The 12033-nt window shown below is 61.6% G+C and carries 11 protein-coding genes; 3 read left to right on the forward strand and 8 right to left on the reverse strand.

The window, feature by feature from the left end:
* The first annotated feature begins 129 nt into the window (after positions 1–129).
* A complete protein-coding gene (locus KW840_RS27430) occupies positions 130–906 on the forward strand; it encodes a hypothetical protein (RefSeq protein ID WP_218498393.1) in 777 nt (258 codons plus the stop codon).
* Between the two features lie 150 nt (positions 907–1056).
* Here the strand turns inward: KW840_RS27430 and arsH are convergent, their stop codons facing one another.
* Genes arsH through KW840_RS27450 form a run of 4 tightly spaced genes read right to left on the reverse strand, consistent with a single transcriptional unit; the run spans position 1057 to position 3917 of the window.
* Positions 1057–1752, reverse strand: a complete 696-nt coding sequence (arsH, locus tag KW840_RS27435) for an arsenical resistance protein ArsH (RefSeq protein WP_102669998.1) — start codon at positions 1750–1752, stop codon at positions 1057–1059.
* Positions 1753–1763: 11 nt separating this feature from the next.
* Positions 1764–2234 (reverse strand): arsenate reductase ArsC, encoded by a 471-nt coding sequence (locus KW840_RS27440; RefSeq protein ID WP_057715352.1) that lies wholly within the window; start codon positions 2232–2234, stop codon positions 1764–1766.
* Between the two features lie 28 nt (positions 2235–2262).
* Positions 2263–3546 (reverse strand): arsenic transporter, encoded by a 1284-nt coding sequence (locus tag KW840_RS27445; protein WP_218498394.1) that lies wholly within the window; start codon positions 3544–3546, stop codon positions 2263–2265.
* Between the two features lie 23 nt (positions 3547–3569).
* The gene (locus tag KW840_RS27450; protein WP_090454848.1) at positions 3570–3917 is read right to left on the reverse strand and encodes a metalloregulator ArsR/SmtB family transcription factor; all 348 of its coding nucleotides are present in this window, start codon (positions 3915–3917) and stop codon (positions 3570–3572) included.
* Positions 3918–4075: 158 nt separating this feature from the next.
* On the opposite strand from KW840_RS27450, the gene KW840_RS27455 reads away from it, so the two are divergent.
* Entirely contained in the window at positions 4076–4579 is a 504-nt protein-coding gene (locus KW840_RS27455; protein ID WP_218498395.1) for a GNAT family N-acetyltransferase, read from the forward strand.
* Between the two features lie 42 nt (positions 4580–4621).
* On the opposite strand, the gene KW840_RS27460 is transcribed toward KW840_RS27455, so the two are convergent.
* From KW840_RS27460 to KW840_RS27475, 4 genes are all read right to left on the reverse strand, one after another.
* On the reverse strand, positions 4622–5455 hold the full coding sequence (locus KW840_RS27460) for a DUF2950 domain-containing protein (protein WP_218498396.1): 834 nt from the start codon (positions 5453–5455) through the stop codon (positions 4622–4624).
* An 80-nt stretch (positions 5456–5535) separates the two neighbouring features.
* Positions 5536–7089 (reverse strand): DUF3300 domain-containing protein, encoded by a 1554-nt coding sequence (locus tag KW840_RS27465; RefSeq protein WP_154862240.1) that lies wholly within the window; start codon positions 7087–7089, stop codon positions 5536–5538.
* A gap of 165 nt (positions 7090–7254) precedes the next feature.
* Complete coding sequence (locus tag KW840_RS27470; RefSeq protein ID WP_218498397.1) at positions 7255–8532, reverse strand: flavohemoglobin expression-modulating QEGLA motif protein; 1278 nt, start codon at positions 8530–8532, stop codon at positions 7255–7257.
* Positions 8533–8619: 87 nt separating this feature from the next.
* Positions 8620–10746, reverse strand: coding sequence for a TonB-dependent receptor domain-containing protein (locus KW840_RS27475; RefSeq protein WP_218498398.1), 2127 nt, complete (start codon positions 10744–10746; stop codon positions 8620–8622).
* A 326-nt stretch (positions 10747–11072) separates the two neighbouring features.
* Between KW840_RS27475 and KW840_RS27480 the strand changes: the two genes are divergently transcribed.
* A complete protein-coding gene (locus tag KW840_RS27480; protein WP_218498399.1) occupies positions 11073–11921 on the forward strand; it encodes an NYN domain-containing protein in 849 nt (282 codons plus the stop codon).
* Positions 11922–12033: the final 112 nt, after the last annotated feature.

Raw genomic sequence — 12033 nt, forward strand, 5'->3', positions numbered from 1 at the left:
CAGTAGCTCGTTCATGCTGCAGATTGATGGCCGTGCCGGTTGGCCGGCCGCTCCAACGGGCGGACGGGAACTCACTGGACATTGCGTTCGATACGGAGATGAGTACGCAACTCCATGCGGAGGTGCATCATGCTGCTCAAGAAATGTTTGTTGGCTCTGGCAATCGGCGGAGTTCTGTCGGCATCGACTGTCCTGGTGCCCGATTACATCGGTAGTTTCTCCAGCGCGTATGCCAAGGATGGCGGCAGCGGTGGAGGCGGTGGAGGTCACGGCGGTGGCGGTGGCGGTGGCTCTGGTGGCTCCGGCGGTCACGGTGCCGGCGGCCATGGAGGAGAGGGTGGCGATCATGGTGCTGCAGGCCATGACGGTGACGGTCATGGCGGTGACGGTCATGGCGGTCCGGGGCGCGGCGACGCTGACCATGGTGGTGTAGCCGGGAACAAAGGCCCGGGCAATGCCCATGACAACGATGCCGCCGATGCAGCCAGGGACGCTGCCAGAGCTGATGCCAATGCAGCCCGGGACACCGCCAGAGCGACTGCGGATGCAGCCCGTGATGCGGCAAAAGCCACTGCCGATGCCGCACGGGATGCCGCCAGGGCTGAAGCAGATGCCGCCCGGGATGCCGCAAGAGCGGCTGGCGTACCGCGCGCAGAAGCGGATGCAGCCAGGGACGCTGCCCGGGCCACTGCAGATGCAGCGAGGGACGCCGCCAAGGCTGAAGCAGATGCCGCCAGGGATGCTGCCCGGGCTACCGCGGATGCTGCCAGGGACGCCGCCAAAGCCGAGGCGAACGCAGCCAGAGAAGCTGCCAAAGTTGAGGCGAAAGACGCCCGAGAGGATATGGCGGACGCCCCGGATGCCCCGGACGAACCGGATTTCGACGCGGTTGAGGTAGAGAACTAGACCTGCACGTTCGGCAATGAACACGGCAGGCATACCGTAGAAAACGTCCCGGGAGCTTGAGGGACGTATCGGCAAAGAGTCGCAAGCCCCGAAGCATCGTGGGGTTTGCGACTTGTTTCGGCTATCGAGCCAAGGCGAACATTTCTACAGTCAGATCGCCCGCTGATTCACGCGCTGACTCAGTTCCTGCGCGGACTCTTTGCGTTCCGAGTAGCGGTCAACCAGATCGGGGCGATCCCGTAGCAGCAGGGTGAATTTCACCAGTTCCTCCATGACGTCCACCACCCTGTCGTACAGCGACGAGGGTTTCATGCGATTGGTGTCGTCAAACTCCAGAAAAGCCTTTGGCACGGAGGATTGATTGGGGATGGTGAACATGCGCATCCAGCGCCCCAGCACACGAAGCTGATTCACCACATTGAAGGACTGGGAGCCGCCGCAGACTTGCATGACCGCGAGGGTTTTCCCTTGGGTTGGGCGAACCGCCCCCAACGCCAACGGCACCCAGTCGATTTGCGCCTTGAACACCGCAGACATGGAGCCGTGGCGCTCTGGCGAGCACCAGACCTGTCCTTCGGACCATTGCATCAGTTCGAGCAGCTCCTGGACTTTCGGGTGATCGGAGGGCGCGTCGTCCGGTAGCGGCAGGCCTGATGGGTTGAAGATCCGTGTCTCGGCACCGAAGTGTTCGAGCAACCGGGCTGCTTCCTCGACCAGCAGGCGACTGAACGACCGCGCACGAGTCGAACCGTATAGCAACAGGATGCGCGGTTTGTGCTGGTCGTCGCGCCCACTGTCGATGGGCTGGGTCAGTGATGTGTCGAGATTGGGCAGGGGATGAGTCATGGGGGCTCCGGTCATAGCGTGCCGATGCGGTCGAGTTCCCGCTTCAGCGCATCGCGGTCGAGTTGTGCAAAAGGCAGGTCGAGGAATGCCCGGCAGCGCGTTTCGATGCGCGCCAGGGTCGAGTGGAACGCCGCCGATACCGTCGCGTCATCTCCCTTTATGTCCGATGGGTCTTCCAGGCCCCAATGAGCTTTCAACGCCGGCCCGAAGTACACGGGGCACGCCTCACCAGCGGCCTTGTCGCAGACCGTGATGACGATGTCCGGCGGGTTGGCTTCGAAAGCCTCATTGCCTTTGCTGCTCAAGCCTTCGATGGCGATGCCGGCTTCTTGCAACGTGCTCAGGCTGCGGGGCAGCACCTGTCCCTTGGGGAAGCTGCCGGCACTGATCGCCTCGAAACCTTGCGGGGCGAGATGGTTGAACATGGCTTCGGACAGGATGCTGCGACAGCTATTGGCGGTACACATAAACAGAACGCGCATGGTGATTCCTCTTTGCAGTCGCACAGGGCTAAACGCTCAGGCGCAGGGCCAGGGCAGACAAGGTGATGAACAGAATCGGCAGCGTCAGGACCACGCCGACCTTGAAGTAGTAACCCCAGGTAATGCGGATGCCCTTGCGCTCCAGCACATGCAGCCAGAGCAAGGTGGCAAGACTGCCGATGGGGGTGATTTTGGGACCGAGGTCAGAACCGATGACATTGGCGTAGATCATGGCTTCACGCACCACACCGGTGGCGTCACTGGCCTGAATCGACAGGGCACCCACCAGCACCGTGGGCATGTTGTTCATGGCCGATGACAGCAACGCCGTGAGCAGGCCAGTGCCCAGCGCGGCACCCCAGATGCCGAATTCGGCCATGTGGTTCAGCGCCATGGTCATGTAGGTGGTCAGTCCGGCGTTTTTCAGCCCGTACACCACCAGGTACATGCCCAGCGAAAAGATCACGACCTGCCAGGGCGCCTCGCGCAGCACCCGTCGCGTTGAAATCACATGCCCACGTGCAGCCACGGCGAACAGCATCGCGGCACAGACCGCTGCAATGGCACTGATGGGAATGCCCAAGGGTTCCAGAGCAAACAGCCCGATCAGCAACAGAGCCAGGACAATCCAGCCGACGCGGAAGGTCAGGGGATCACGCACGGCGCGTCGCGGGTCCATCACGTCATCGAGAGAGTAGTGCCTGGGGATGTCACGCCGGAAAAACCAGTACAGCACCACGAGCGTGGTCGCCACGGCAACGAAATTGACCGGCACCATGATGGCGGCGTACTCGCTGAAGCCCAGGTCGAAGTAGTCGGCCGAAACGATGTTGACGAGGTTGGACACCACCAGGGGCAGGCTCGCCGTGTCGGCAATGAAACCGGCCGCCATGACGAACGCCAGGGTAGAGGCTGGCGAAAAACGCAGTGCGAGCAGTATTGAAACAACGATGGGGGTCAGGATCAGGGCTGCACCGTCGTTGGCAAACAGCGCGGATACGCCGGCCCCCAGCAGAATCGTGAAGACGAACAGGCGACGCCCGTCACCCTTGGCCCAGCGCGCCACATGCAATGCCGCCCACTGGAAAAACCCGGCCTCATCGAGCAGCAGACTGATGATGATGAGTGAGATGAAGGTCGCGGTGGCGTTCCAGACAATGGCCCACACCAGTGGAATATCGTCCAGCGTCACGACGCCTGCCAGCAGGGCCAGGATGGCTCCCAGGGAGGCGCTCCAACCGACGCCCAGGCCCTTGGGTTGCCAGATGACCAACACCATGGTGAGCAAGAAAATGATAAACGCAGTAAACATGCGGAGTCTCGATGAATGAAGGGTCAGCAGCAGGCGGAAGTGTTGAGTGGACGGTCGCCCATCGCGGCAAGACGAGTGCTGTCGTCCGCAAGCCAGTCGGCGTTTGCCAGCAACGTTGTCTCGAGAACGTCGCGAACCCACGCGGGCAGATCGGGATTGAGCCGGTAATACACCCACTGCCCCTGACGGCGGTCGAGAAGCAGGCCACAGCCGCGAAGCTGGGCAAGGTGGCGGGAAATTTTGGGCTGACTGTCGTCCAGGGCGCAGACCAGCTCACACACGCATAACTCGCCTTCACGAGTAATGAGCAAAGTGGCCCGGGCGCGGGTTTCGTCGGACAGACATTTGAATACGGCGGCAGGATTGAGCATTGGCGTGGCTCGATACATATGGTTATTCGAATATACGATTTTCCATATGTGTTGTGCAAGCCGCTCGGGCTCGCGAAGGGAAGGCTCGGCCCGACCAGGTTGTTCAGGTATGAGATAGACTCGAGCCGATTCGGCACAAGGCACAGGAGAGGCGGTGAATGGAATCATTTAGCGTACGCGAGCTGAAAATGACTGACGCTCAAGCGTTGCTGGCTTTCGAAATCCAGAACCGTGAATGGTTCGAATCCCATATCGATGCGCGCGACCCTGCTTTTTACTCGTTGCAGGGTGTCGCCGATCATATCGAAAGCTATTTGTCCGATTTCGCCATCGGCGCCTGGCACCCCTTTGTCATCGAGGATTCCAGTCAGAGAATCGTCGGTAGAGCCAATCTGAAAAGCATCGACTCATCGACGGGTTCTGCCGAAGTCGGCTATCGGATCGATCAACGCGTGTGCGGGCAGGGGCTGGCAACACTGGCGCTGAGGCACCTGATCCAGGAGGCCCGGATACGCTGGGGACTTGCGCAACTGGTTGCGTATGCCTTCAGGGAGAACGCCGGCTCCAGAAAAGTCCTGGATCGGTGCGGATTCAAGCTTGAGCAACCCTCCTGCAACGACAACACGGGGGGCGAAGATCGATTCGTCCTGTCGATCAGATAACTGCGTTCAACCATTCTGAAGGCTTGTAGCAGGTCATGCCTGCTACTCCTGATCTTCAGGCACCTCTTTCCAGCTGTCATCCGGATCAAAGCGTTTCATCGCCAGCGCCAGTTTTTCACCTTCGGGTCCCAGGTCTTTTTCGAATACCTGTCCTTCATGACTGATCATGAAACTCATCACGCCGGTGTCGTTGTATTTTGCCGGCCAGGCGATCAGCGCAAAGCCGCGGCTCATCTTGTCACCGATGAGGTAGCTGTAGGCGCCACCCGGTGCCGAAGGACCCTGGCCATGAAGGATGCGGAAGCGATAGCCATGCCACTCTTCGTCGGCAATGGCTTTGCCGAACGAAGGCCCCAGCGGGCTGATCTGGCCACTGTCGTCTTCGGCCCAATAGAGTCCGTCGTGCATGCCGGGGGTGCTGAAGATTTTCTGCGCATACTCGAGTGCGCCATCATCGTCCCGATCCACTGACGCATAGTCCATCTGGGCGTCGTGATAGGCCAGCACCGATTGCACCGCGGCAAGTTCATTGCGGCCGATTTGACGTGCACGGATCTCTGCACTGCCGGCCTTCATGTCGAAGCGCCAACCGTTCTCGTTCTTTGTAAGGGGGATAGGCAGTGTCCAGTTCTCACTGCCGACCGCCAGGACAGCCTTGCGGTCACTGGTGTTTTCAAAGTGGTGTTGCTCGCGGTACTGCTGCAAGAACGCATCCACATCTTTGCGCTGCACGCCTTCGCGGGGGATGTAATTGTGCCAGTCATTGCCCAGCAGTTCGGTCAGGCGTGCCTGGTCGGCGTGTTCCGTGCCCAGTGCTTCGACAAAGGCTTCCGCGGCCTTTTCCGGGGTTGGAAAGGCCTGCTGTGCCGTCGCCATGCACGACCACAACAAGCCGGTGGCTATAACCAGGACATGAGGGAGCAAGCCCGTGAGTCCCTTCAATCGAGGATGGTTGTTCAACGACGGCCCCCCCTTTGACGCGATGGTGGATTGGACGGCCGGCTGACCTGGTGGCCGGCTGATCGCGAAGCACTGGGGCGTTGGGCGGAAACCTGGCTGGCCCGGCCACGATTGGCCTGGACGTTGGCCTGGGATGGTGAGCGTGCGCCGGCGAACGCATTGTTGCGGGCACTGCCGGCACTGGCGGCAGGCCGTTTATTCGTCGCTTGCCGCGTCTGCGCGGAGCCTTCTCTGCGCTGATTCAACTGGGCGCTCTGGTTCCTGGGTTGCTGGGTCTCTCTCCTGGGCTGCTGATTCTCCCGGGTGTTCCTGGCTGTGCCCTGGCTTCTGTCCGCCGCCTTCGGCCTGTCTGCACCGGCCTGTAACCGGTCGCCGCCCGAGGCCCCGGACTGGAGTTTGCGTGTTTGATCACGGGCTTCGCGGTTGCTGGTGGCAGGTCGTTCGATACCGTGCCTGTCCATTGAGGTGCGGGCATTTTCACGGGCCTGGGCGCGTTGGGCATTGTCCCCGCGATAGGCTTCACGCTGGTTGGCACCGTTGAGTTGGCGGCCGTACTGTGCGCGGCTTGCGTTGTCTCGATAGGGCACGCCATTACGGTGCACCGGGTTGTGTTGCCATTTGTTGTTGGTGATCCGGTTGTTGGCATTGATGTTGTTGTAGCGATTGACGTCGATGTCGATGTCGTTATTGCCCCAGTCACATTCACCCCACAACGATCCAATGATCGCCACTCCGGCACCAAACGCGAGTCCGGCCATCAGGGCCTGACCAGGGTAATAGGCCGGTGGCGGTGGATAGTACGCGGGCGGCGACGCCGGGTAGGGCCAGGTGCCGTAGGTGGTGGTCGGGTTATAGGTGGGGACGTACACCACCTGCGGATCGGCAGGCTGAATGATGATGGTGGAGTTGCTGGCGGGGGCCGATTCAGGGGCTGGAGCCGGTGCCGCAGTCGTGGTCGCCGGAGCCGGTGCCGGTGCCGCGACATTCTGGATCGTCACGTTCTGATATTGGTTGCTCTGCAGATTGCCGGCTGCCTGTGCCTGGCGCCGCAAGCGTTGCGCGCTTTCCATGACATCGTCGGGCTGTGCCAGGAAGGCATCGCCCAGGCGCTGGACCCAGACGGGATCCTGTCCGAGCAATGCCAGCACCTGCGGGAAGGCGACCAGTGCCTGCACGCTTGGATCCCATGGCTGGTTCGCCACCTGTTTGACCGCGTCGTCACCCTTGGCGTCCGGGTGCGCTTTGGACCAGTTGACCGCCTCGCCGACTTCCCCGGGGTAGGTGGTGGCCATCAGCACCTGAGCAAACAGTGGGTCCGGGTAAAGCGCAATGGGCGCCAGCATCTGATCCAGTTGTTCCTGGGTGAATACCGGGTCCTTGGCCACCGGGGCGACGGGCGCTGCATTGGCTGTGCTTGCCGGTGCGGGGGCTGCGGCGGGTGCCGGAACCGGGGCCGGTGCGGCAGCGGTCCCCTCCGTACCCAGTGCCAGGCAGGACGATCCGCTCAAGAACAGTACGGCCGACAACGCGTAAAGTAATGGATTGTGCATTGCACCCCCCATGGGGTCAGGCAGGCTTGAAATGAGTGGATCAATCCCTGGCAGGTGAAGCCGACTTTGCAAGCCACAGAGCCTAGCCTCGACACCGCTTCCTAATGGTAGCAGTTGATTTTAAAAAGCCAGGTTGACTTTCAAACGGTGTGATCCTGTTCCTGGTCAATGTGCACTGGCATCGCTTTCGTGTTCTTCGGCGAATGCCATGAACACATCCAGGTCCAGCACCTCCAGCTTGATCTGGGCGATGAACGCCGAGAAGGCCAGGTTGGCGGCCAGCAGGCGCAGGTCGCTGGCCCAGGCCGGAAGATAGACCGGCCCCTTGAGCCAGCCAGACTCGAACAGGGGCGCCAGGCGCATGGTGTCAGCCAGGCTGAGGCGCCCTGCAAACAGATGCCCGATCAGTTCCGGCCGGTTGTCGCGGATAGCAATGCGCAGCAGGGTGTGGACGCCGAGCAACCCGGTCAGGTAGGCGGCGTCCTTGGTGAACGCCGAGCCGCCCCGCAGGTCGGCACCGCGGAACACCCGTTGGGTTGAGCGGAAGGACTCCTCTTCTGTCTGTCCGGCCGCCAGAAAACCTTCGAACACCTGGATGAAATCCGCACCCTCCAGTGCCTGCTGGACGGCGAGCACGCGCAGGGCCAGGCGCCGCAGGCGGTTGATGTCCATGCTGCCGGTGAACAGTTCGGCCAGGGTGGCAATACCTTCCTGGGTCTGGGTGGTGCGGGGCGCCCCCAGGCCCAGGCTCGTGAGGTTGGGCTGGCGCGCGCCGTTCTGTGCCGTGGCGACATGTACGAACGCCTCGTGTTGCAACAGCTGATGCTTGTCCAGTTCCGAGAACAGCGCGCTGGCCCGCAGGCGAATGCGGCTCGATCCGGCGATGGCCTTGGCGGCCAGGTTCGGATCGAGCACGACCGTGATTTGTCCGACGCCGAAGAATCGGTCCAGTTCCGGTTGAATCCAGGCGGCGAACGCCTTGGCCGGGATCTCGGCCGGGCAGGGTGGAATCCGCGCACTGCCCAGCAGGGCGTCGGTGGTCTTGAGGAAGAACCGGGCCGCGTCAAGCATGCTCAGTTGCAGGCGTGTGTAATAGAAATCCGGGCGCCGGTACAGCGCGGATGAATACTGCGTAAAGGCGGGAGTACCGATGGCTCCCAGCATGTGTCCGGCCGTGGCATAGCTACGGGCGGTCATGGCCAGGTAATTGCCGGCCGGATGCCCCACATCGCAACGGCTGATAAAGGTTTCCAGGGCCGCGATGTCGGCGCTGTGGTCGCGGGGCTGCAACTGGACCTTGGGTAACTCGGCCCGCCCGCCGCGCCATTTCGCCAGGAAGTCTTCCTCGACACCGTCCGGCCAGGACAGGGCATCCAGCACGCGGATCTTGCGGGTCAGGCCGGGCAGGGCGGCATCGAGTTCGGACAGGGCGGCGGCGCTCATGGATAGCTCCTTGAGGGACGAAGTGACGTTACAAAAGCTTAGTCGTCGCGCGCGGTTGTGTGCGTTTACGAAGTGAGGTAAACGGCCTCAGAGCAGGCTCCACGACACCCCGATGTACATTGCCATGCCCTCACCGGGGGTGGATCGTGCCGCGTCCAGCCCTTTGTCGTCGTAGCCCGGCGTGACCGTGGCGGCATAGTGCTTGTCGGTCAGGTTGCGCAGGTCCAGCCAGGTCTGCCAGTCGCCCTTGGGCGCGTTGTAGCCCAAGGTCGCGCCGAATATGGCATAGGGATCGGCGTAGTAGCTGTTGGCGTAATCGACGGCCACCTTCGACACCCATTGCGTGTTGACCGCGGCGAAGAAGCCTTGTGGCCAGTCGTAGCGCAGTTCGCCCTGGTAATAGTGCATCGGCAGACCCGGCAGGCGGTTGTCGCCGAAGCGCTCATCGTCGCGGTAGTGGAAGTCACTGAAGGTATAGCTCTGGCGCAGGCTCAATTGGCCGCCATCGCCCGGCGACCAGAGGGGGCTCAGCAGGCTGGCTTCCACGCCCTGGTGCACGGTCGGGCTGGCGTTGAGCTCGTAGGGCGTGGTGGCGTTGGCGTCCGGCAGCACCGAAAGCAATTCGTGGCGCACCTGGGCGTAGTACCAGGCCAGGCTCCACTGCCCCAGCGTGCTGTCGCCACGGCCGCCGATTTCCAGGGTGGTGGCGGTCTGGTTTTGCAGCGTGACCGGTTCGCGCTGGGCGCCCGTGGCGACGCCACTGCCGGCGGGGAATCGGATGTTCGAGCTATAGATCAGCGACCACGGATGTGGCGCCTCGACCGAGCGGCTGAGATTGCCGAACAGTTGCAGGTCCGGTGTCAGTTGGTAACGCAGGCCCACGCGCGGGGCGTAGTCCCAGTCGTGCAGGCTGGTCTTGCCACCTTCCTGCGGGTAGGTGACAGCGCTTTCACGGCGGGTGTAGATCGCGGCGAGGCCGGTGGTCAGCCACAGGTCGTCGGCGATCTCCAGGTCATTGCCGACATGCAGGACCGTGTCCGAGCCCTGGTAGGTGAAGTTGCGAATCAGCGTGCCCGGTGCGTAACCGGCGGTGTTGCCGGTGGGGATGCGCACGAACTCGCTGGCACCGGCGTTGGGCAGGTGTTTGGTCACTCGCAGGCCCAGGGTGCTTTGGCTTTCCAGCCCCCAGAGCGTGTCGCGACGCTTGTAGTCGAACGTGCCGCTGACATCCGTGTACGCCACCTTCAGGCGGTTGGGGCCCTCGCTCAGGTCCATGGGATAGTCGTGGTAGACAAGGCCGGTCTGGATGCTCGAATCGTCATCGATGTACCAGGTGGTCTTGTTGCCGATAAAGGTGCTGCCCGGCTCGTCGCGGCGGTCGTCCCGCGCCACGTAGGCCGGGTTGGCCGCCCGTGGGTTGTGCTCGATGGAGTGTTTGGTCACCCGTCCCGCGAGATCGTTGTCGGTCTGGCGGTGACGCAGGTAGAAGCGTGTTTCCAGATTGGGGTTGAAGCGATAGCCGAAGTTGGCGATGACACCCTGGCTCTCGCTGGCCGTGTGGTCCTGATAGCCGTCGGCGTTGGCGTCGGTCATGGCCACGTAGTAATCGAAGGCGCCGAGCACCTGTCCGGAGCTGACTTGGCGCTGCTGATAGCCGTGACTGCCCGTTGCGTAGCGTACCTGCAACTTCGGCGCGTTGTAGCCGGTATGGCTGACGTAATCGATGGCCCCGCCAAGAGCCAGGGCGCCCCGGTCGAATCCGTTGGCGCCGCGCAGCACTTGCACATGGTCGAGCCACAGCGGTTCCAGCAATTCATAGGGCGTGCCGCCGGGGCCGGTCAGCGGCAGACCGTCGAGCATGGTGTACAGCCCGGAGGCGTGGGCGCCCGGTGCACGGTTGATCCCCGATCCGCGGATCGAAATCTTCACCCCTTCGTTGCCCGCCGACTGGGCATAGATCCCCGGCTGGTAAGCCAGCACATCCTGATTGCTGGCCACGCGGCCCTGCAACGGACGGCGCATGTCGACCACGTTGGTGCCGCCGGGCACCTGGGCCAGCCGGGCCCTGGCGTCCTCGATCCCCTGGTCTTCGTCGCTCTGGTCCTCAGCGCCAATCAGCACTTGTCCCAGCTCCAGGCCCTGAGCCTCGGTCATGGCCGGATAAACAAGGGCCAGGCCCAGCAGCGCAGCGGGCAAGGAATGAGGCGAGGGCATTGGGAAAACTCCAGACGTACGGGAACGGGCAATGAACAGTGCGACGCAAGAAGGAACGAAGGGAGCACATGGCAATTTTGTTATTTTTTTGCCCGCCAAGGGCTGGCGGTCGTTTTTGGCCGTGTGCTGCTGCAGTCGACCCAAAGCAACCTCTGACCACCGGCCGTTATCGGTCGATTGAAAGTCATTGGCTATCCAGTTCCGCTTTGCACATCACCGCAGCTCCGTAGCCGTTGGCAAACACGGTCTCTCGAGCGCGAAGCTGTGGTCCCTTTGTTCATCCACGATTTAACGGTATGTTGAAGCCCTTGACTCAAGGACGACCCATGGCCATCCACGCATCCACCCCCACGCAAAAACGCTTGGCAGTGTTAATCGACGCCGACAATGCCCCCGCAGCAATTGCTGAAGGTTTATTCGAAGAAATCGCCAAGTACGGCGTCGCCAACGTCAAGCGGATCTATGGCGATTGGACTGGTCCTCAGTTGGGTGGATGGAAAAAGGTGCTGCTCGACCATTCGATTCAACCTATCCAACAGTTCGCGTACACCAAAGGTAAGAACGCAACAGACAGCGCCTTGATCATCGACGCGATGGACCTGTTGTACACCCGACGCTTCGACGGTTTCTGCCTGGTTTCGAGCGACAGTGACTTCACCCGCCTCGCTTCGCGGTTACGAGAAGAAGGTTTGACCGTCTACGGGTTTGGTGAAGAAAAAACCCCAAGACCGTTTGTGTCGGCCTGCGACAAGTTCATCTATACCGAATTGCTGCGCAGTGAGGTGCTTGTAGCTGCCAGCAATGGACATGAGCGACCCGAACCCGAGCCACCCGTCGCAGTCGAGGCCGTCAAAGTCGCCAGTACGCTCGAGGTAAAAAAGCTACCCAAGGCACTGGTAAGTTTCATCGCAAAGATCCTGGATGACATTGCCGACGAGGACGGCTGGGCCAACTTAGGGGCGCTGGGCACCAACATCAGCAAATTGAGACCTGAATTCGATCCTCGCACCCATGGTTATAAAAAGCTCAGTGAGCTGATCAAGGGGTATCCGGATACGTTTGAACTGCAATCGAGAGGACCGTCGGGAGTGGGTAGTTCAATCCTCTATGCCCGGCACCGACAGCCGAACTCGTTGCACTTGTCACCAACGACCGCTCCTGGCCGATTCTGTTGAAAAAGTAGCTCCCCTGTCTGGCCTGCGGCAAAATCTCTGCATTGGCCAGCAGGGAAGCACGCAGCATGATGGGACAGTTATCGAGTGGGCAGGAACGGCTGTTTTACTCGTT

This window comes from Pseudomonas sp. PDM30, from assembly GCF_019218985.1.
Classification (GTDB): Bacteria; Pseudomonadota; Gammaproteobacteria; order Pseudomonadales; family Pseudomonadaceae; genus Aquipseudomonas; species Aquipseudomonas jessenii.